General features: G+C 69.0%; 18 protein-coding genes and 1 pseudogene. 13 read left to right on the forward strand and 6 right to left on the reverse strand.

What is annotated here, in order from left to right; genetic code table 11:
• Nucleotides 1-342: 342 nt before the first annotated feature.
• Together AJAP_RS28060 and AJAP_RS28065 are read right to left on the reverse strand one after the other, a co-directional pair.
• Nucleotides 343-789: a nitroreductase/quinone reductase family protein gene (locus AJAP_RS28060; RefSeq protein WP_038516844.1), complete on the reverse strand. Its 447-nt coding sequence runs from the start codon at nt 787-789 to the stop codon at nt 343-345.
• Between the two features lies 1 nt (nt 790).
• Nucleotides 791-1531 (reverse strand): SDR family oxidoreductase, encoded by a 741-nt coding sequence (locus AJAP_RS28065; RefSeq protein WP_038516846.1) that lies wholly within the window; start codon nt 1529-1531, stop codon nt 791-793.
• Between the two features lie 88 nt (nt 1532-1619).
• Between AJAP_RS28065 and AJAP_RS28070 the strand changes: the two genes are divergently transcribed.
• From AJAP_RS28070 to AJAP_RS28105, 9 genes and pseudogenes are all read left to right on the forward strand, one after another.
• Complete coding sequence (locus AJAP_RS28070; RefSeq protein ID WP_038516847.1) at nt 1620-4676, forward strand: BTAD domain-containing putative transcriptional regulator; 3057 nt, start codon at nt 1620-1622, stop codon at nt 4674-4676.
• A gap of 55 nt (nt 4677-4731) precedes the next feature.
• Nucleotides 4732-5286, forward strand: a complete 555-nt coding sequence (locus AJAP_RS28075; RefSeq protein WP_228695019.1) for an MmyB family transcriptional regulator — start codon at nt 4732-4734, stop codon at nt 5284-5286.
• A 577-nt stretch (nt 5287-5863) separates the two neighbouring features.
• Entirely contained in the window at nt 5864-6400 is a 537-nt protein-coding gene (locus AJAP_RS28080) for a MarR family winged helix-turn-helix transcriptional regulator (protein ID WP_228694603.1), read from the forward strand.
• Nucleotides 6401-6525: 125 nt separating this feature from the next.
• A complete protein-coding gene (locus AJAP_RS28085) occupies nt 6526-8046 on the forward strand; it encodes an MFS transporter (protein ID WP_084098371.1) in 1521 nt (506 codons plus the stop codon).
• Between the two features lie 69 nt (nt 8047-8115).
• Nucleotides 8116-9321 (forward strand): FAD-dependent monooxygenase, encoded by a 1206-nt coding sequence (locus AJAP_RS28090; protein ID WP_038516849.1) that lies wholly within the window; start codon nt 8116-8118, stop codon nt 9319-9321.
• A gap of 236 nt (nt 9322-9557) precedes the next feature.
• Nucleotides 9558-10457, forward strand: a pseudogene (locus AJAP_RS28095) (IS256 family transposase); the annotation flags it as partial.
• A 273-nt stretch (nt 10458-10730) separates the two neighbouring features.
• A complete protein-coding gene (locus AJAP_RS45250) occupies nt 10731-11243 on the forward strand; it encodes an FtsX-like permease family protein (protein WP_073846570.1) in 513 nt (170 codons plus the stop codon).
• Complete coding sequence (locus AJAP_RS42600; protein WP_321167133.1) at nt 11189-11701, forward strand: FtsX-like permease family protein; 513 nt, start codon at nt 11189-11191, stop codon at nt 11699-11701. Before AJAP_RS45250 ends, AJAP_RS42600 begins: the two co-directional genes overlap by 55 nt.
• A 102-nt stretch (nt 11702-11803) precedes the next feature.
• Complete coding sequence (locus AJAP_RS28105; protein WP_038516850.1) at nt 11804-12226, forward strand: ATP-binding protein; 423 nt, start codon at nt 11804-11806, stop codon at nt 12224-12226.
• Nucleotides 12227-12614: 388 nt separating this feature from the next.
• Here the strand turns inward: AJAP_RS28105 and AJAP_RS28110 are convergent, their stop codons facing one another.
• The 4 genes from AJAP_RS28110 to AJAP_RS28125 all read right to left on the reverse strand — a co-directional run bounded on the left by AJAP_RS28110 (nt 12615) and on the right by AJAP_RS28125 (nt 16967).
• Nucleotides 12615-13286: a TetR/AcrR family transcriptional regulator gene (locus AJAP_RS28110; protein WP_038516852.1), complete on the reverse strand. Its 672-nt coding sequence runs from the start codon at nt 13284-13286 to the stop codon at nt 12615-12617.
• A gap of 74 nt (nt 13287-13360) precedes the next feature.
• Nucleotides 13361-14806, reverse strand: a complete 1446-nt coding sequence (locus AJAP_RS28115; RefSeq protein ID WP_038516854.1) for an aldehyde dehydrogenase — start codon at nt 14804-14806, stop codon at nt 13361-13363.
• The gene (locus AJAP_RS28120; protein WP_083649936.1) at nt 14806-15930 is read right to left on the reverse strand and encodes an NAD(P)-dependent alcohol dehydrogenase; all 1125 of its coding nucleotides are present in this window, start codon (nt 15928-15930) and stop codon (nt 14806-14808) included. The genes AJAP_RS28115 and AJAP_RS28120 overlap by 1 nt, the downstream gene beginning before the upstream one ends.
• Before the next feature lie 83 nt (nt 15931-16013).
• On the reverse strand, nt 16014-16967 hold the full coding sequence (locus AJAP_RS28125) for an esterase/lipase family protein (protein ID WP_038516856.1): 954 nt from the start codon (nt 16965-16967) through the stop codon (nt 16014-16016).
• A 161-nt stretch (nt 16968-17128) separates the two neighbouring features.
• Between AJAP_RS28125 and AJAP_RS28130 the strand changes: the two genes are divergently transcribed.
• From AJAP_RS28130 to AJAP_RS28145, 4 genes are all read left to right on the forward strand, one after another.
• The gene (locus AJAP_RS28130) at nt 17129-18787 is read left to right on the forward strand and encodes an AMP-binding protein (protein ID WP_038516858.1); all 1659 of its coding nucleotides are present in this window, start codon (nt 17129-17131) and stop codon (nt 18785-18787) included.
• An 86-nt stretch (nt 18788-18873) separates the two neighbouring features.
• Complete coding sequence (locus tag AJAP_RS28135; RefSeq protein WP_038516860.1) at nt 18874-19677, forward strand: crotonase/enoyl-CoA hydratase family protein; 804 nt, start codon at nt 18874-18876, stop codon at nt 19675-19677.
• A 5-nt stretch (nt 19678-19682) separates the two neighbouring features.
• Nucleotides 19683-20843, forward strand: coding sequence for a thiolase family protein (locus AJAP_RS28140; protein ID WP_038516862.1), 1161 nt, complete (start codon nt 19683-19685; stop codon nt 20841-20843).
• Nucleotides 20840-21241 carry a Zn-ribbon domain-containing OB-fold protein gene (locus tag AJAP_RS28145; protein ID WP_038516864.1) on the forward strand — a complete coding sequence of 134 codons (402 nt, stop codon included), beginning with the start codon at nt 20840-20842 and terminating at the stop codon, nt 21239-21241. Before AJAP_RS28140 ends, AJAP_RS28145 begins: the two co-directional genes overlap by 4 nt.
• Nucleotides 21242-21246: the final 5 nt, after the last annotated feature.

Consider the following 21246-nt stretch of genomic DNA (forward strand, 5'->3'; position numbering starts at 1 on the left):
GCAACATGATCAGTCTCAGTTGCCGTGTCACTTCCTCAGGCAGCCCTCTTGCGCGGTGGCTCACCGTGGAATTGGTCTTGTCAGTCCACACAAGCCCGCCGAAACTAACCATCAACGCCGAACATGTCGTGGAAGCAGACCTCGACGTTCCGGCCGGGGTTGTGTCAATCGTCGGCTGCACTCAGCCGCCGCGGGCCCGTCTCCCTGGGCAGGCTGATCCTGCTTCACAGAGACGCGCATTGGAATCTGCCACGTTCCTGTGAGCCACGTCCTCGTCGACGGCACTGCCGGAGTGCTTCTCGGCGGCTGGTCCGTCCGCGTGCCGCCGAGAAGCACCTGCCGTTACGCCGCTGCCTCACGTGCGACGAGTTCCAACACCACCACTGGAATGACTCGGCGGCTGTATGCCTCGTAGTTCCGGTACACCGGGGCAAGTTCGACCATCAGCCGCCACAGTCGCTCACGCTCCGTGCCCTCCGCGGTGCGGGCCCGGGCGGCGAAACGATCGCTGCGGATCTGGACGCCGACCTCGGGGGTCGCAACCAGGTTCAGGTACCACTGCGGATGGGTGTGCGTGATCGCTGAGCCCGACGCCACCAGCACGTACCGGCCATCGTCCTCACCGTAGAACAGACCTGTGCGGTACAGCTTTCCCGATCTGCGGCCGCGGTGGGCGAGCACGAGGTTGGTCACTCCGCCCTCGCGGTAGCCGCTCTCACCGTTCGTCGCGAGATACCTGCGCACGTGTTCGGCGACGGACGGGTCCGGGCTGTCGAGCGCCTCGACCATCTCAGTGTCCGAGCCCTTGTGCGAGGCCGCCGTCAACGGCTAGTTCGACGTTCGTGGTGAACGTCGCTGTTTCGGCCAGGAAGAGCGCCGCCGCGGCGACCTCCTCGACGGTGCCCATGCGGCGCAGCGGGGTCGACTCGTCGCCCTGCCGTTCGAACTCCCTGCGCTGCTCCTCGGTCAGGTCGGTCACACCCATCGACGGGGTCTTGATGTACCCAGGCGCCACGCTGTTCACTCGGATCTTCCTGGGCAGCAGCTCCACCGCGAGCACGTGTGCGAACGCGCGCATTGCCTCCTTCGACGCCGAGTATGCGGCGAGCCCCGGGAATACGACGTCGTTGGCGACGGTGGTGAACACCACCGCGCCGCCGTCGTCGAGCAGTGGGGCGAGCCGCTGCACAGTGAAGAACGCACCCTTGGTGTTGACCGCGAAGTGCCTGTCCCACGCCTCCTCCGTCACCTCGGCCAGTTCGGCGAACTGCGCGATGCCGTGGTTGACGAAGAGGTAGTCGACGCTGCCGAGCCGCTCGGTGACGAGCTCGCCGAGCGCGGCGATGTCGGCCATGCTGGCCGCGTCGGAGCGCACCACGTGCGCCGCCTCGCCCTTGAGCGTCGTGCGTGCCTCCTCGAGGTTCCGCTCGTTGCGGCCCGTCAGCACCACCTCGGCACCGCGCGCGAGCAGTTCCCGCACGATCGCCAGTCCCATGCCGTGGGTGCCACCGGTGACTACAGCCTTCTTCATCGTTCACTCCGTTTCGTCGCTGACGAGGTGACTGTGCTCTGGCGGGCTGTCGGTCTGCCGTCGGTTCGCTGGCGGCTACCGTGGTCGCATGCGTTTCGGGGTGTTGGGACCGCTCGCGGTGTGGACGTCGGGTGGTGATCCCGTCACCGTTCTCGAGGCGAGGGTTCGCATGTTGCTGGCGCGCCTGCTGGTCGCCCCTGGGCGGGTCGTGTCCACCGACCGGCTGATCGACGACTTGTGGGGCGAGGTACTCCCGGCCAACCCCACGAACACTCTGCAGACCGTCGTGTCGCGCCTACGTCGCGCCGTCGGCACCGGTCTCGTCGTGCACCGCCGGCCGGGTTACCTGCTGGACGTGTCGCTCGACGCCGTGGACAGCGGCCGGTTCACCGAGCTCGCCGGCCACGCGCGGCGCGCGACCGACCCGGGCAGGCAGGCGGCGCTGCTCGCCGAGGCACTCGGGCTGTGGCGAGGCGAGGCGTTCGCCGGGTTCGCTGACGAGCCCTTCGCCGCCACGGCGTCCGCCACCCTCGACGAGCAGCGCCTCGTGGTCTGGGAGGACTACGCTGAGGCGCGGCTGCGGCTCGGGGACCATGCGGCGCTCGCCGGTGAGCTGCGCGAGCTCGTCGAACAGCACCCTCTGCGCGAACGCCTCCGCGCAGCACGCCTGCGCGCACTGCACCACGCGGGTCGGACCACCGAGGCGCTCGACGACTACCGCCGGCTGCGCGTGCTGCTCCGCGACGAGCTCGGACTTGAACCGGGCGCCGAACTCACGGCGCTGCACCAGCAACTGTTGCGTGGCGATGCGCCCGCGCCACCGACCCCGCGGCCACCCATCCCGCTGCCCACGCCGGCGACCGAACTCATCGGCCGGGACGGCGCCGTCGCCAACGTGCGCACCCTGCTCGGCACTCACCGCCTGGTGACGCTGACGGGGCCGGGTGGAGTGGGCAAGACCAGGCTCGCACTCGATGTGGCGCGCGGCGTCGACGAGATGCGCCTCGTCGAGCTCGCCGGCCTGCCCCGAGAGACCACAGTGGACGGGCTGGCGGACGTCGCCGCCGCCGCGCTGGATATCCGCGACGGCGGCGGGCCGAGTGCCCCCGTCGAGCGGCTCGCCGACGCGCTACGCGACAGGCGGTTGCTGCTCGTCATGGACAACTGCGAGCATGTCGTCGAGCCAGTAGCCGCACTCGTGCCCCACCTGCTGCGGGCACCGGGCGTGCGCGTGCTCACGACAAGCCGGGAGCCGCTCGGCGTCTCCGGCGAGCACCTGTGGGAAGTGCCGACGCTCGATGTCCCGGCACCGGGCACACCGCCGGCGGACGTGCTGCGCTCAGGGGCGGTGCGGCTCTTCGCCGCGCGAGCAGCGGCGGCCTCCCCCGGATTCGGGCTGTCGGCCGACAACGCCGAGACCGTCGCCACGATCTGCCGCCGTGTCGACGGAATACCACTCGCCATCGAGCTGGCGGCGGCTCGCGTCCGCGTCCTCGGCACGGCCGAACTGGCCGACCGCCTCAGCGACCGGTTCGCGGTGCTCACCGGCGGACCTCGGGACGCGCCACTGCGCCAGCGCACGCTGCGCGCCGTGCTCGACTGGAGCTGGGAACTGCTGACCGCGGCTGAACGTACGGTGCTGCGCAGGCTCTCGATCGTCGCCGACGGCTGCACGCTCGACGCCGCCGAAACCGTGTGCTCCGCCAACGGCGTACAAGGCTCGCAGGTGCTCGACCTGCTGGCGCGCCTGGTCGACCGCTCGCTGGTGGTCGTCGCACACACCACCGACGGCCCTCGTTATCGGTTGCTGGAATCGGTGTCCGCCTACTGCGAGCAGCAGCTCGACCCGGGCGAGCGGGACCAGCTACGGCACATACACGCCATGTACTACACCTCACTTGCCGAGGAAGCTGCCTCACACCTGTGTGGCCCGGACCAACAGCGCTGGCTGCGCCGCCTCGACACCGAGACCGGCAACCTGCGCCACGCTCTCGGCGATGACCGCCTCGCGCCACGCCTGACGCGTGCGCTGACCTGGTACTGGTTCCTGCGCGGACGACTCACCGAGGCGCGGCGAGCGACGGCAGCCGCGAGCGAGGCGGTGACCGCAGCCTGGCACGCCGGGTTCCGACTACTCACCGGCGAGCCCACGGACAGCCACGCCGCACCGCACCTACGCGACGCCGTCACTGACCCCCGCGAGCACGCGATGGCGGGCTGGTTCCTCGGCTACGCCGCGACCAGGTTCGGCGAGATGCCGGTCGGCGAGACGCTCATCGGTACGGCGCTCGCCGAGTTCACCGACCTCGACGACCGCTGGGGCGTCGCGGCCGCCCTCAGCGTGCGCGCCGTACAACGCCACGTCCGAGGCGACCTGAATGAGTCCACTATGGACGCTCGACGGAGCCGCGCGCTGTTCGACGAGACCGGGGACCGATGGGGGCAGGTCCAGGCCGGGGCGGTGCTCGGCAGACTCTCCGAGATCGCGGGCGACTACCCTGCTGCGACGGCCTGGCACCGCGAAGGAGCCGAGCTGGCCGAGGAACTCGGGCTGTGGCCAGAAGTGTCCACGCGCTGGTCCGAGCTCGGCCGCATCGCACTGCTCGAGGGCGACCACATCCGCGCCGACGAGCTGCACGAACGAGGACGGGCGCTGGCCGCCGAGCACGGCGACACAGCCGGCCAGGAATTCGCCGAAGTCGGGCTCGCACTGTCCGCACGCCGCCGCGGCCGGTTCACCGAGGCCGAAACCCTGCTACGGCCATGGCTGGCATGGAACCGCCAGTTCGAGGCGGACAACGGTGCGGCCCTAATCCTCGCTGAGCTGGGCTTCGCCGCCGAACAACGCGGCGACGCCGAAGCCGCGCTCGACCTACACGCACAGGGCCTCGCCGCAGCCCAGCGCACCGGGGACCCGCGAGCGGTCGCTCTCGCCATGGAGGGACTCGCCGGCGCCCACCTGCTCACGGGCCAACCCCAGCGCGCGAATGACCTGCTCCATGCGGCGACACGACTGAGGGAATCCACCGGCGCACCGCTACCACCCGGCGAACGCGGAGACGTCGACCGCATCCAGGCGACGCTGCACATACTCAAGGACACAGCGCAGCAGAGCGCCGACCACGAGCTGCAGGAGTACCGGTAGCGGAAGGCACCAGCAGACATTGCCGGCTCAGACCAAGCGCACGCCCGGCACGGACTTGCTTCTCGCAAGACTCCGCCCTTATCTCGCGCGGGCCCCCAGCCGCACAATGGATGTCCTGGCCTGCAACCTCGGAGGCTGCGGTCACATCACGCGGACAAAACCCCTGCCCGGTATCGAATGCTGGCCGGCCGAGCAGCGCAACATCTCCCGCTACGTATTCTGCCACCCGGCCGCTCGCGACCTGTTCGCCGAACGGGACCAGGTGCTAGGCGGGTGCGTAGCCCGCCTACGCGCCCTCGCCGGCATCGAGCCCGACGCCGCGGACCTGACCCAGCTCGTCAACGAGCTACTCACCACGAGCCCAGAGCTCACCCGCCTGTGGGAACTCTACGAAGTACGGCCTCCCGCCCCGACAGCCAAGAAGATCAACCACCCCGAGGCCGGGACACTCGCCCTCAGCTTCCAGTCCATGCAGATCGAAGACACACCCAGGCATCGGCTGGTGACCTACTACGCCGACCCCGGAACACGGGACCACACCGCGATGGTCCATCTCGACCGAGTCAATGACGAACAATCCGGAGAACCTGTCCAACCACAACTCAGCTGACCTCACCCCAGGCGGACTTCGATACGCCACTCCGGCACCCGTTCGAGAGGTTCTGCAATTACCCCGGATAGCCGTCAAGATTCTCGCCGCAGGCGGTTAGATACCAGCGCAATCAACGATCAACCACACGCATGAATCGCCGGCCCACGGGAACCCGACACTCAGGCTGCCGGTCTGCCGCGGACGACCGTCAGCCCAGGCCTCGCCGGTTGACCTACCAGCCGGCGAGGCCGATCCGTTCGACGCCCCTCCCGCTCGGCCCGCAACGAGATCATGCGACGAAAGGATGGCGGCTTGGTCGCTTGTGGTAGCCCTGGCGGCCCGCCGGACAGCAGTAGCAGCGGAGGGCCATCCCGGGACCCCAACCCGGAATCCGGATGCCGCTTCGTAACAGGGGATCAGAGTGCGAAGGTCACGGCATCGCGGGCGGGCCAGATCTGGGGCCGACCGTGTTCGTGGTCGTCATGAGGACCAGGCGATAAGAAGCGAGACTCCCGCAGGGGATGACCTCGGACCAGTGGCGGCCGTCACACAATTTCACTAAATTAGTTAGTGACTTATCTAGTAGTCTACTGTCATGACTTCCTCTGCTCGCGGCTCGCGTCGCGCCGCCATGTCGCCCACCACCGGGCGGGACCGCCTGCCTGGTCGGCGGCCGGTCGAGTCCCCTGGCGCGGGCAACGCGGTGATGGAGCGTCTGCAAGAGGTAGGGGTGCTGACGCGGGTGGTCGAGCAGGGTCTGAGTGGTGCTCTGGGGATCAATGCCACCGACCTGGCGGCGATGGAGCATCTCACTACCGACGGCCCGCTGACCGCCAAGGACCTCGCGGACCGGCTGCGGGTGTCGACCGCGGCGAGCACGCACATCGTGGACCGGCTCGAGAAGGCCGGGCATATCGTCCGCCGCCCGCACCCCACCGATCGCCGCAAGGTGATGGTCGAGCCGGTCGCGGAGTCGATGGACCGGCTCTTCGGTCACCTGCGTCCGCTGCTGCGTGGTGTGGAGGGCCTCGTCGAAGCGCTGGCCCCCCGCGACAGGGATGTCGTGGAGGCATTCCTGGCCGGAGTCGTGCAGGTCTACACGGACACGGCGGACTCCTTCCCCCAGGGCTGATCTCTCGCCGCGGCAGGCAAGCCGCCACACCTACCCAGCGGGGGCGCGTTCGTTCCGCGCGGATGTCCTCCGGCGTACGAACACGCCCTGAAAACGGGCGCTATCACCAGAATCCGGAGAAAATCATGGCTGTATCAGAGAAGACATCACCGAGGGCGGTGTGGTGGCTGCTGGCCACCGTGCTCGTCGTCGAGCTGATGGATCTGCTCGACTCGACGATCGTCAACGTGGCAGGACCGTCGCTGGAAAAGTCCCTGCGTTCGAGCCCTGTCGGCTTGCAGTGGGTGATCGGCGGCTACGCCCTGACTCTCGGCGCGGGCCTCGTGCTGGGCGGGCGGCTCGGCGACCGCTACGGACGCCGCCCGATGTTCCTGTTCGGGCTCGTGGCCTTCACTCTCGCGTCGTTGCTGTGCGCGATCGCGCCGAGCATCGAAACGCTGATCACCTTCCGGCTGGTCCAGGGCGTGGCGGGGGCGATGATGCTGCCGCAGGGCCTCGGCATCCTGCGCGACAACCTGGCTCCCCGCGATCTCACCAAGGCCCTGGCGATCTTCGGGCCGGTGCTGGGGCTCGGCGGTGTCCTGGGCCCGGTACTGGGTGGCGCGCTCGTCGACTGGGACCTGTTCGGTCTCGGCTGGCGCCTGGTGTTCCTGGTCAACGTCCCGGTCGGTCTCGCGGCGTTGGTGTTCGCCTGGCGGCTGGTGCCCCGCGGCGTCGGGACCAGGACCCTGCGCGTGGACGTCGTCGGAGCCGTGTTCGTCGCCGCCGCGTCCGCGCTGCTGGTCCTTCCGCTCAACGAGGGACAGGCCGCGGGATGGCCGTTGTGGACGTGGCTTTCGCTGTCCGCCGCCGCGCTCGGCTACGTCGGATTCGCGCTGTGGCAGCGCCGGGTCGTGCGCTTGGGCCGCGATCCGCTGGTCACCCCGGCCCTGTTCGGCAAACCCGCGTTCACCGTCGGGCTGGTCGCGGTCGCGTTGTTCTTCGGCGGCATGATCGGCACCCAGCTGGTGTTGACGTTCTTCCTGCAGATCGGCCAGGGGTTCACCGCCGGACAGGCCGGGCTGGGCAACCTCCCGGTCGCACTGGGAACCGCCGTCGGCGGCACGATCAGCGGAGGCCTGCTCGCCGCCAAACTCGGCCGCCGGGTGTTGCAGGCCGGAGCCATCGTCCAGCTCGCCGGTGTCGCCTGGCTGTGGCTCGCCCTTGCCGACACCACCGACTTCACGATCTGGCGGATCGTGCCCGGCAGCGCCGTCGCCGGCATCGGCTCGGGAATCGTGATCGCCGCGGTGTTCAACACCGTGCTCGGTGCCGTCGACGATGACGAGGTCGGCTCCGCCTCCGGCGTCCTGTCCGCGGTCCAGTCCATCGGCGGCTCGGTCGGTGTCGCGGTGTTCAGCACCGTGTTCTTCGCCGGCGCCCTCAGCGGCGCGGTCACCGAGAGCTTCCGTGACGCCCTCGTGGTCCAGGCGATCGTCATCGGACTGTTCCTGCTCATCTCACCGCTGTTCCCCCGGCGCGCCCGCCCGGACGACGCGGACCTCGCCGCCGGTACCGACGCCACGACACCGGCGGACATCGTGGACGCGGACACCACGCTGGCGAGCGCCGCGCCAGCGTCCCGGACCGCCGAAGGCTCCCGCTGATCAAGGGCACCGGTCACCGCACCCGTGCCCATGACCAGACCCCGCCACCCCTTCGCGAGGAGGACACCCATGTCCCGCACCGTCCTGATCTCCGGCGCCAGCATCGCTGGACCCGCACTCGCCTACTGGCTCCACCAGCACGGCATGACCGCGACCGTGATCGAACGCGCACCGGAACTACGTCCTGGCGGGCAGACCGTCGACCTGCGCGGCGCCGGTCGCACCGTCATCGAACGGATGGGCCTCGAGCAGGCCGCCCGCGACCGCGTCACCCACGAGGAGGGAGTGCACTTCGTCGACGACCGCAACCGGATCCGCGCGTCGTTCGGCACCGATTCCCTTGATGGCGACGGGTTCGTCACCGAACTGGAACTCCTGCGCGGCGAACTCGCCGGCCTGCTCTACCAGCGCACCCGAGACGACGTCGACTACGTCTTCGGCGACGAGATCACCGGGCTGACCGACACCGACGACGGCGTGGACGTCACCTTCCGAACCGGCGCGGACCGGCGATTCGACCTCGTCGTCCTCGCCGACGGCCTCCGATCCCGAACCCGCGACCTCGTCTTCGCCGACATCGCCCGCACCCGCTCATTCGGCCTCTACACCGCCTACTTCACCATCCCCCGCGCCGCGTCCGACGGCCGCTGGGCCCGCTGGTACAACGCCCCCGACCGCCGCGTCGTCCTCCTGCGCCCCGACAACCAAGGCACCACCCGCGCCTCACTGTCCTTCCTGTACCCGCAAGCCGGGCTCGAACGGCTGCAAGCCCCTGCACAACAGGACTTCCTGCGCCGCCACTACGCCGACGCCGGCTGGGAAACCCCACGCGTGCTCGACACCATGGCCGACTCCCCGGACTTCTACTTCGAATCCATCGGCCAGATGCACCTCAAGAAGTGGTCACGCGGCCGCATCGCCACCGTCGGCGACGCCGCCTACTGTGCCTCCCCGCTCAGCGGCATGGGCACCAGCCTCGCCCTCGTCGGCGCCTACGTCCTCGCCGGCGAACTCAGCCGGCACACCGACCACAGCAACGCCTTCCACGCCTACGAAACCCTCCTGCGGCCCTACGTCGCACAAGCACAGAAAGTCCCCTGGATCGCACCCCGGCTGGCCTCCCCGAAAACCCGCACCGGCATCCGGCTCCTCAACACCATCGCAAGCCTCGCCACCAACCCCAAAATCAGCCGCCTCGCCACCCGATTCACCAACCCACCCTCAGACGCCATCGACCTCCCCACCTACCCCCACACCCAGCCGACCCCGCCCTGAGCAACGCACGCCCCCGCACCGGACGCCGAGACGCGTCGCTGCGATGTCGGATGCACATAGCCAACATGGGCACCGGAAGCCGGCCTGCACCTACGCTCTAAGCTTTGCAGCCGACAAAACCCTTGGCGTGCCAGGGTTATCCCTCCATACGCCCTATCCGGTTGGGACTGTTCCAAGATCGGTGTTTCCGGCCCGACACGCCGGGCTGAGGGCCGGCGGGATGGGCGCTGTGAGTGATGACATCGGAGCTTGTGAGTCCACATAAGCGTGAGTCCAGGTCGGCGCGGGAGCTGTCGCCGGAGCAGGCCGCCGCGGCGGCGATGGTGGCCGAAGCGAAGGCGCGGGGCCGGCATTGACCGGCCCGGATGGCTTGCTGAAGCTATTCACCAAGAACGTGCTGGAAACCGCACTGAACGAGGAGATGACCGAGCACCTCGGGCATGAGAAGGATCAGGCCGAGCCGGACCGTGGCTCGACGAATGTCCGGAACGGTACTCGGCCGAAACGGTGGTTTCGGACGCGGCGGGCGAGGTCGGTATCAACGTTCCTCGGGATCGGGAGAGCACGTTCGAGCCACAGATCGTGAAGAAGCGGCAACGTCGGCTTACCGAGGTGGATGAGATCGTGTTGTCGTTGTATGCAAAGGGAATGACGACAGGGGAGATCTCGGCGCATTTCGCTGAGATCTACGGATCCTCGGTCAGCAAGGAAACGGTCTCGCGGATCACTGACAAGGTTGTCGCTGAAATGAACGACTGGGCTAGCCGTCCGCTGGACGCGGTGTATGTGGCTGTGTTCATCGACGCGATCCATGTCAAGGTCCGTGACGGGCAGGTCGCCAACCGGCCTGTCTACGCGGCCATCGGCGTGACCGTGGAGGGCCGCAAGGACGTCCTGGGCTTGTGGATGGGTGTCGGCGGCGAGGGCGCGAAGTTCTGGATGAGTGTGCTGATCGACCTGAAAAACGGGGCGTGCGGGACGAGTTCTTCCTCGTCTGCGACGGACTCAAAGGCCTGCCCGACGTCGTGGCGAACGTCTGGACGCAGACCATTGTTCAGACCTGCATCGTTCACTTGATCCGCAACACCTTCCGGCTCGTTTCCCGCCGGGACTGGGATGCGGTGAAACGCGAGATCACCGGCCCCGGCGGCGGACCGAGCGATTACAGCGGTCTGGTTTGGCTGACGGAAACGGATATACGGTCGCTGTCCTCGCCGCGGCTCGAATCCGCGTACGCGATGCACCTGCGCTTGGCCGATCCAGCAGGCGCACCGGCTTTCAAGCGCTCCTTCCGGCACGGTGACGACGTCCGCCTGCACCTTCGCGCTTGGCAGGACCTGTCCGCCCAGGACGCGAAAGTGTTCAGAGACACCGAACCGACGCTCTTCGTGGGCGGCTGGCTGCTCGCGATGTCCGCCGAAGCCGGGGCCGCGGTCCTGGCCTCGCATCGGGCGTCCGAGCAGACCCGCCGGGCAGGCTTGCTCAAAGCGGTCGGCGCCACCCCCGGCGTGGTCAGCACGGTCTTGCTGGCCGAATACCTGCTCCTCGGGCTGACCGCGGCCGGGCTCGGCATCGCCACCGGCAGACTCGTCACTCCCGCGGTGGCCGGCCCCAACCCGGGTCTGCTCGACACCGACCTCCCGATCACGACCGGAACGGTACTACCGGTTCTGGTCCTGGCTTTGCTCATCGCGCTGGCCGGCACCGCCGGGCGGCCCTCCGCTCGGCGCGCACCGCCACGGTGCCCGCGCTCTCCGCACCGGCCTGCCCCGTCGACCATTCGACCTGGCTCACAGCGCTCGCGGGACGGTTGCCCGTGCCGCTGTTGCTCGGGTTCCGGCTGGTCGCCCGGCGACCGGCCCGTGCCGTGCTCAACGCCACCGGCATCGCCACCGTCGGCATCGCGGTCGGTGCCGCGCTGATCCTGCGGGCGCAGCCCCCGCACGGCTACGACCTCGGCGGCATCACGCTCGTCAACCTGCGTGACGACCAGACCGAGCGCGCCGTCCTGGCCGTCACCGCGGCGCTGCTCGCCCTGGCCGTCGTCAACACGATCATCATCACCTGGACCACGGCACGGGACGCGCGGCGCTCCTTGGCGGTCGCCCGGGCCTTCGGAGCCACGCCGGGGCAGGTCACCGCCGCGCTCGCGGTCGCCCAGATCCCGTCCGCGCTGGGCGGCGCCATCTTCGGCCTGCCGCTCGGGCTGTTGCTGCACCGAACCGTGTCCGCCGGTCCCACTCTGACTTCACCGCCGGCTTGGTGGCTGGCGGCGGCCGGGGCCGGCCTCACGCTCTCCGTCGCCGCGATCGCCACCATCCCCGCCGTCTTCGACGCACGCGTCCCGGTCACTCCGGTACTCAAAGCGGAAACCGCTTAGCAGCGCCACGCGAATCGGACCCGACCACACCGAAGGCCGAGGGCCACACGCGCCTGGCTCATCCACAGGTTTACCGTCGCTGACAACGGGAACCCGAGGTAGATGGCTGGTCACGAAGCCGACCCGAACACCCACCCGTGGACGATCGACGTCAGCGGCAACGGGCCGTTCGCGATGTCCCGGGTGCGCCGCTGGCTCCGCCGCGCACTTCCCCCGAGCGCCGACGATGTACTTGAGGATGTACTCGTCGTCGCGGACGAGTTACTCGCCAATGCCTATGAGCACACTCCCGGTCCGCGTGAAGTGCGTTTGACCTACCTACCGACGCCATGCCGGGTGGTGGTCGAAGTCGACGACACTTCATCCGCGCTGCCGACACTCCACAACCCCGCTCCTCAAGACCTCCGGGGGCACGGTATGCGCCTGATCAACGACCTCAGCGACGCGTGGGGCGTCCATCGTGACGACTCCACGCCTGGCAAGACGATCTGGTCCCGCATCTCCCGCAACCCCTCCATCGGCTGATCATCCCAATCGAAATCGGCCGGACGAAACTCGTCGGGTCGCTTCGCAGTACGAAGCCGTCGTCGTGGGTATCACCACGGCCCCAACACCACGATCCGCGTGCAGTCACCCATGGTCAGCGGCGACGCAATCAGCCCCCGGCTCGGGCGCGACGCACCACACGGCTTCGGTCGTCTGTGGGCTATTCGCTGAACCGGACGTCGTGAACGGCGTCGGGAGCGGCGAACTCCAGTAGCCGCAGGGCTTCGGCTTCGATTGCTTCTCGGTCGGTAGCGGAGATCGAGCGCAGCGGTACGACCAGTCAAGGCGAGGTTGCGTCCGTTCACCCGGCCGAGGGTCAGGCTGGCCACCGCGCCGGCGTGGCCGATGAGCGGCTGATCCGCAGAGCCTATTCCGGGCTCTCCCCCACCGCTGTGAGGCATTCCCGCACCACGGTCACCACGGCTCCCTTCGGATCCGCCACTTGCTGTAAACCGTACCGGTCTAGCAGCAGGCCGCCGAGGAAGACGTCGACCATCGACGCCCCTACCTCTTCGGGGGTCTGGGGCCCCTTGGGGTCGAACCAGACCCACATCCATTGCACAGAGCCGAAAAGCTGCAGGGTGGTGACGCGGACGTCGATTTTCCGGAAGAGTCCGGCGTCGACGCCCTGCTGCAGTTCGGCTTCGGTCAGGCGCTGCATCTCGCCGCGCAGTTTGCGGACTTCCTGCATCGCCGGGTCATCCGACAGCTGCACGACCTCGCGCTGGGTCGCGACGGTGGCGTGGCGATCGACGACGTGCAGGAGAACCGAGGCGTAGATGATCGCGGCCACGCGCTCTTGCGGTTTCTCCAGGCGCTCCCACATTCCGTGGACCGCGTGAAGCTGGCGGCGCATGTAGTTCTCTTCCACTTCGCGCAGCATCTGGGCCTTGGTCCCGAAGTGGTGGACGATGGTGCCCTTGGACATGCCGAGTTCGTCGGCGATGTCGCCCAGGTTGGTCTGGTCGTAGCCGCGTTCGGCGACGTGCCGAGCGAACGTCTCCAGGATCTCTGCTCGCCTGCCGACTGGTCGGGGCACCGCGTTCTCCCTGTGTCTCGCTTGGTCACCGTACGGACGGTCGATCCTGGCCAGTCTAGAAGACCGGCCAGGATTCAGGGCAGGTAGATGGATTTGTATCGCTGGTACGCGGTCAGGCCTTCCGGGCCGAGTTCGCGGCCGAGGCCGCTGGCTTTGACGCCGCCGAACGGCGCACCGGGGTCCATGGTGAAGCCGTTGACGCCGATGGTGCCGGTGGCGACCTTGCGGGCGAGGGCGTGTCCGCGGTCGGTGTCGGCCGTCCAGACGGTGCCGCCGAGGCCGTAGTCGGAGTCGTTGGCGATGCGGATGGCGTCGTCGTCATCGGTGAAGGGGATGATCGCCAGCACCGGGCCGAAGATCTCGTCCCTGGCGATGGTGTGGTCGTTGGCGACGTCGGCGAAGATCGTCGGCTCGAGGTACCAGCCGCGGTCGAAGCCCGTGGGGCGGCGGCCTCCGGTGGTGATCCGGCCGCCTTCGGCCGTGCCTGTGGCGATGTAGGCCTCGACGCTGTCGCGTTGCTTCCGACTGGCCAGCGGGCCGATCACGGTGGCCTTGTCCAGCGGGTCCCCGATCGGCAGGGACGAGGCCAGTGCGGTGAAGGCGTCGACCACTTCGTCGTAGCGGCTTCGCGGGGCGAGGATGCGGGTGCTGATGAAGCAGCTCTGTCCCTGGTTGAGCAGGCAGGAACTGAACATCCCCTTCATGCTCACTGTGAGGTCGGCGTCGTCGAGGATGATCCCGGCGGACTTGCCTCCCAGCTCGAGGGTCACCGGACGCAGCAGCCGTCCACACGTTTCCGCGATCGACCTGCCCGCTTCGGTGGAGCCGGTGAAGGCGATCTTGTCCACGCCGGGGTGGCGTACCAGGTGTGCTCCCGCTCCGCGGCCTGAGCCGGGCACGACGTTGAGTACGCCGGGCGGGAGGCCGGCGGCGATTGCGGCGTCGGCGATCAGGAGGGCGTCGAGCACCGTCTCCGAGGAGGGTTTGAGCACCACGGTGCATCCCGCGGCGAGGGAGGGGGCGAGTTTGAAGAAAGTCAGGGACTGGGGGAAGTTCCAGGGCACGATCGCCCCGACCACCCCGATCGGTTCCTTGCGGACGGCGGTGGTGCCGCTGACCAGGGATGTCCGGAGCTCTTCGGGTGGCTGCTCGCGGATCAGGCCCGCGTAGTACCGCAGGAGGTTGGCCGGGACGAGCCCTTCGGTCTGCTGTGCGATGCGAATGGGCATGCCGTTCTGGCTGCTCACGTGCCGCACGATCTCACCGCTGCGGGCCGACAGTTCGGCGGCGAACCGTTCCAGGACTTCGGCCCGTGCCGCTGCTTCCCAGGATGACCAGCCGCGAGGGTCGTCGAAGGCGCGGCGGGCCGCGGCGACAGCGGCGTCGATGTCGGCTTCCACCCCGGCGGCGACGTGTCCGAGCAGTTCCTCGGTGCTCGCGGAATGGACCGCGATCCGCTGGGAGGTCGACGGCCGCGTCCAGCCACCGTCGATGAACAGGGCCTCGGCTTGGACTGTCATCACAGCTCCTTGGTCGGGGTGGGCAACAGGACGGGTTTCACGACGGAACCGGCATGCATCGCGGCCTCCGCGTCGTTGATCTCGTCCAGGGGGAAGGTGGTGATGAGCTTGTCGAACGGGAACCGGCCCTGCCGCCACAGCGCGATGAGCCGCGGAATCAGCAGCTTGGGCACGGCGTCGCCTTCGAGGATTCCCTTGACGGTGCGGCCGAGCGCGAACTGATCGGGCCTGATCGCGAGCGCCCCGCGCTGCACTCCGAGCAGCCCGCACACTCCGCGCAGGCGGAGCACGTCGATCGCGGTGGTGATCACCGTGGGGACACCGGTGGTGTCCAAGGTGTACTCGAGACCGCCGCCCGTGAGTTTCTTCAGGTGCTGGGTCAGGTCCGGGGTCGTGGCGTCGACGACGTGGGTGGCGCCCAGTTCTTCGGCGAGCCGCAACCGTTCCGGATTGAGATCGACCGCGACGATGGTCGTCGCCCCGGCGACGCGGGCGGCCATGATCGCGGAGAGCCCGACGGTTCCGGCGCCGAACACGGCCAGGCCGGTTCCGGGTCCGAGATCGAGGGAGTTGAAGACCGACCCGGCGCCGGTCAGGACACCGCAGGCCAGCGGGCCGAGCAGTTCCAGCGGCAGCGCCGGGTCGACCTTGATGGTGTTGCGCGCCGCGACGACGGCGTGTGTGGCGAAGGAGGACTGGCCGAACCACCGGCCTTTGACGGCGTTGCCCTCGGCGTCGCGGGCCCCCGTCGAGCGGTCGGCACGCTTGCCCGACATGTTGCGGGGCCAGAACGACTCGCAGTACGCAGGCTGGGCGGCCAGGCAGTTCGCGCAGTCACCGCAGGAGTCGAAGGAGAGCACGACGTGGTCGCCGACCAGCGGGTCGGCGACGCCGTCACCGACGGCCTCCACCACTCCGGCGGCCTCGTGGCCGGCGATCACCGGTGGCTTCACGACCGGCGTGCGGGGCAGCAGGTCGGTGTGGCAGAGCCCGACCCCGGCGATCCGCACGACGACCTCGCCGCGGCCGGGGGCGTCCAGGACGACGTCTTCGAGCCGGAACGGCCCGTCCGGTGTGCGGAGCACGGCGGCGGTCGCTCGCACGGTGCCGGTCGTGATGGTCATGGATACCCGTCTTCCTCGGTGAACGGCGGAGGTGTTCCCCCTCACTGTCTACAGACCGTACGTGCGGTCAGTCAAGTTCTCCGCTACGGTCGGGTGTAGTCGGGCAGCTCGGGTTCGGCGGGCAGCTTCGGCTGAGTCAGGCCCAGGATGCCGCCGAGAGCGCTGCCGACCGTGGGAATGGCATCGGCGAGACCGAGCAGGTTCACGTTGGGCAGGAAGGGTTTCCAGCATCGGGCCTTGATGCGGCTCGCGACAGCGGGGCCGTCGTGGGTGAGGGCGTCGGCGGCGATCTGCCAGGCGACGTCGTCGGCGAGCATCGTGACGTGGTCGGCGAGGCGGCCGGGACAGAAGTCCTGGACGGTGAAGTTCGCCGCGCCGTCGAGCCGTCCCGCTTGCGGCGCCGGGGTGACGACCTCGTCGAACACGGTCTGGACGGTGGTGTAGGACGGCCCTGGAGGGAGGGGGTCACGGGTCATCCTGGTCAGCAGGTTCGAACCGATCCGGGCCTGCCAGGAAATCGCCGTGCAGGGGCCTGCGCAGACGAGGTTGCCGATCACGGTGCCGTGGAAGTCACCGGACAGTGCGACCACGTCGTCGACCTTGCCCGGCAGGTCGGGCCAGAACCGCAGGGACCACAGGATGTGCGTGCCGCCCTGGCTGTGGCCCAGGAGGGAAACCTTGCGGCCGCTCAGGTCGTGGACGTGGCGGATGGCGTGAACGAGGTACTCGTTGGCGACGGGAACGCTGATCAGCGCTCGTTCCGGCAGCGCCACCGCGCACACCGGGACCCCCAGCGCGGGCAGGGCGCGTTCGTAGTTCCAGCTCCAGGACTCCCTCGGCGTCGAGCCGGTGCCGTGCACCAGCAGCACCGGGTTGGCCTTGGCGTCCTCGATGTCAGGGGTGCACGTGACGGCCGCGTCCATCGCGGCCTCCGGCGCCGCCAGCGGCGGGCCGGGGTCTTCGGCCGCCGCCGCGGGCACCCCGAAAAGGGTCATGGCCAGGACGGCGAACACCGCCGGGATCGTGCGAGCAACCATGGTGTCTCACCCATCTCGCGCTTCGTTGCGCGGTGAGGTCGGAGCACGTCGCAGCCTTCTGAACACCTCGGACGATGTATTGACTGTACGTGCGGTCGGGCTCATAGTTGCTCAAAGTCAACGTCGACACAAGGCGGCCGTCGCGCCGATCTAGGAGAGCCATGACCGAGCCCCTGACCTTTCCCGAGGCGTTCCAGCACACCGTCTCGGTCAAGCCGGACGCCGTCTCGCTGCGCACTTTGGACGACAGCCCGGACCTCACCTGGCGCGCCTACGGAGAGGCGGTACGCCGCATCGCGGGCGGGCTCGCCGCGCTGGGTGTCCACCGTGGACAGACCGTCGCGACGATGTTGACCAACCGCACCGAGTTCCATTTGAGCGAGACCGCCGCCTCTCATCTCGGAGCGACGACGTTCTCGATCTACAACACCAGCTCCCCGGAGCAGATCGGCTACCTGCTCGGCCACGCCGGCACGAGGGTGGTGATCTGTGAACGGCAGTTCGCCGGCCGGATCAGCGCGGCGGGCGGCCCGGTCGAGCATCTCCTGGTCGTCGACGACGGCGACCTCGACCGGCTGACACCCTCCCCCGGCTTCGACTTCGAGGCTTCCTGGCGTTCGGTGCGGCCGGATGACGTGCTCTGCCTGCTCTACACGTCGGGGACGACCGGGCCCCCGAAAGGCGTCGAGCACACCCACCGCGGCGCGCTCGCGCTGGCGAGGAGCTTCACCTCGTCTTTTCCGATGGGCGACGACGACACGGAGATCTCGTATCTGCCCGCAGCCCACGCCGCGGACCGGTTCCTCAGCCATTACTTCGCCATGCGCTACGGCGTCGAAGTCACTCCGGTCGCCGATCTGCGGCAACTACCCGCCGCGTTGGCCGCCGTGCACCCGACGACGTTCGCGGCGGTACCGCGGGTCTGGGAGAAGATCAAGCTGGGACTGGAGATGCGGCTGCAAGCCGATCCCGGACTCGCCGCGGGCTTCCGGGCCGGTGAACCACGGGTACTGGCCGCCGTACGCGCCCAGTCCGGCTTGGACAAGCTTCGCTGGGCCCTGTCCGGCGCCGCCGCGATCCCGCCCGACGTCTACGCCTTCCTCGAACTTCTCGGAATTCCCGTCAGCGAGGCATGGGGCATGTCGGAGTGCGGCCTCGGCATCGGCTCGCCGCCCGCACAGGCTCGAGCGGGAACGATCGGTGCACCCCTGCCCGGACTCGAAACCCGCCTGACCGAGGACGGCGAACTCCTGGTGCGCGGGCCCTTCCTGATGAAGGGGTACCGCAACGACCCGGCCAAGACCGCCGAGACGATCGACCCGGAAGGCTGGTTGCACACCGGCGACATCGTGACCGTCGCCGACGACGGTCACATCACGATCGTCGACCGCAAGAAGGAGCTGATCATCAACGCGAGCGGCAAGAACATGTCCCCCACCAACATCGAGAACGCCATCAGCTCAGGCTCCCCGCTCATCGGCCCGATGATGGTGGTCGGTGACAACAAGCCCTACAACGTCGCACTGATCACCCTGGACCCCGACGTCGCCGCGGCCTTCGGCGAGAAACTCGACCTCGAACCCGACCCCGCCGTCCTGGTCAAGGACGAGCGCATCCGGCACGCGGTCCAGGACGCGGTCGACACCGGAAACGCGAAGCTCTCGCGAGTGGAGCAGGTCAAGCAGTTCACCCTGGTCCCGGCGTTCTGGGAACCCGGCGGCGACGAGATCACCCCGACGATGAAGGTCCGGCGCAAACCCATCGCCCAGAAGTACGCGACCGAGATCGCCGAGCTGTACACCCGGCGCGCGGACGGCTGACCCACCCCGAAACGACGGGGGCACGCTCTTGCCTTTTTAACTGACCGTCCGTACGGTCATCATAGTATCTAGGCTGCGGAGGAGACATGGCAGACACCTTGCCCACCGACGAACCCCCGGCGACCTTGCGCCGGATCGGGCACGTCGCGCTCATCACCTTGAACCGGCCCCAGGTGATGAACGCCGTCAACGCCGCGATGTCGGTGGCGGTGGAGGCCGCGGTCGACGAGTTCGCCGCCGACCCCGAGCTGCGTGTCGGTGTGCTGACCGGCGCGGGCCGCGCCTTCAGCGCCGGAGCGGACCTCAAGGAGGTCGCGGCCGGCCGTCCGCTCATCACCCGGGAGCAGCGCGAACGCGGCTTCGGCGGGTTCCTCAAGCGCCGGCTGGACAAACCGGTGATCGCCGCGGTCAACGGCTACGCGTTCGGCGGTGGCACGGAGCTCATGCTCGCCTGCGACCTGGCGGTGATGAGCGACAGCGCCGAGCTCGGGCTGCCCGAGGTCACCCGCGGCATCATCGCCGCGGGTGGGGGCCTGTTGCGGCTGGCCCGGCGCGTCCCGCTGGCGATCGCCCTGGAGGCCACCCTCACCGGCGCGCCGATCACGGCCGAGTCCGCGTTGCACTGGGGTCTGGTCAACCGGGTCGTTCCTCAGGAGAAGGTGCTCGACGAGGCTCTGGCGCTGGCGAACGTGATCGCGGCGAACGCGCCATTGGCGGTGCAGGCCAGCAAACGTGTCATTCACCAGATGCTCGCGCTCGGTTCGGACTGGGAGCCTGCCGCTTGGGAGCTGTCCGACGCCGAGGCGGTCACGGTCATGAAGACCGCCGACGCCAAGGAGGGGCCCCGCGCGTTCGCGGAGAAACGTAAGCCCAGCTGGGAAGGCCGGTGACGCGCATGGGTGGGACGGCGATCGCCGGACTCGGTCTCACCGACGTCGGCAAGATCTATGACCGCAGCGCGACCGACCTGGCCGCCGAGGCCGTACGTCTGGCCGCCGTCGACGCCGGACTGGCGATGTCCGAAGTGGACGGGCTGCTCGTCACCCCCGGTGTGCGAGGAGCGCCGCGGTTGTCGCTGCAGAAAGTCCTCGGGTTGACCGACCTGTGCCTGCTCGCCGAGATCAGCGCGCTGGGCGCCGGTCCGGCGGTGATGATCGCCCACGCCGCGGCGGCGATCGAGCGTGGCGAGGCGACCGCCGTCGCCTGCGTGTTCGCCGACACGCCGCTCAAGCCGCAGGGTTCCGGCCGGGACGCGTTCGGCGGGTCCGGGCGTTCACTGCCGAAGGGTTTCGCCGGGTATCACGCGGGAATCGGGGCGGTGACCCCTAACCTGTTCTACGCCTTGGCCGCGCGCAGGCACTTCGAGACCTACGGCACGACCAGCGAACAGCTCGGCGCGATCGCCGTGGCCCAGCGCGCGTGGGCGGCGGACAACCCCGACGCTCAGCACCGCGCACCGCTGACACTGGCCGAACACCAGAACTCGCCGCTCATCGCCGACCCGCTGCGTCTGCTGGACTGCTGCCTGGTGTCCAACGGCGCCGCCGCGGTCATCGTCACCAGCGCCGGCCGCGCCCGCGACCTCGCCCAGCCCCCGGTCGGCGTCCTCGGCTGGGGTCAGGCACATCCGGGGCGGGTGATGCACCGCGACTCACGCTTCGGCCTGCGCACGGGCGCCGCCGAGTCCGGGCCGCGGGCGCTGCGCATGGCCGGGGTCACCGTAGACGACGTCGACCTCCTGCAGCTGTACGACTGCTACACCTACACCGTCCTGGTCACGCTCGAGGACTACGGCTTCTGCCCGAAAGGCGAGGGCGGGAAGTTCGTCGCCGACGGACGGCTCGCCCCCGGCGGTTCCCTGCCGTGCAACACCGGCGGCGGCCAGCTGTCGGCCTACTACCTGACCGGGTTCACCCCCATCGTCGAAGCCGTGATCCAGGGGCGCGGACAGGCCGGAGCACGCCAAGCCGCCCGGCGGGACGTGATCATGGTCAGCGGCAACGGCGGCATCCTCGAACACCACGCGACCCTGATCCTGAGCGGAGCGGGCCGATGACCGAGCACGCCTGGCCTCCCATCACCCGTGACGCGAAGAGCGGCCCGTTCTTCGACGCCGCGGCACGGGACGAACTGCTGATCAAACACTGCGACCGCTGCGCGCAGGCGGCGGCACCGGATGCCGCCGTGTGCCCGGGCTGTGGCGGTATCGAACTGAGCTGGGTTCGCGCGGCGGGAACGGCGACGTTGGTGTCCTGGACCGTCGTGCACCGTGCACCCAACCGGGCCTACACCGACCTCGTTCCCTACACCGTCGGGATCGTCGAACTCACCGAAGGCCCCTGGCTCCACACACGGGTGGACACCGCCACGCCGTCGGCCGGGATGCCCCTGCGCGCCGGGTTCGTGCACGCCGACGGCAGCGAAAGCCATCCGATCTTCACCGCGGGAGTGTGATTCCG

Origin of the sequence: Amycolatopsis japonica, from assembly GCF_000732925.1 — a bacterium.
In the GTDB taxonomy this organism is placed as follows: domain Bacteria; phylum Actinomycetota; class Actinomycetes; order Mycobacteriales; family Pseudonocardiaceae; genus Amycolatopsis; species Amycolatopsis japonica.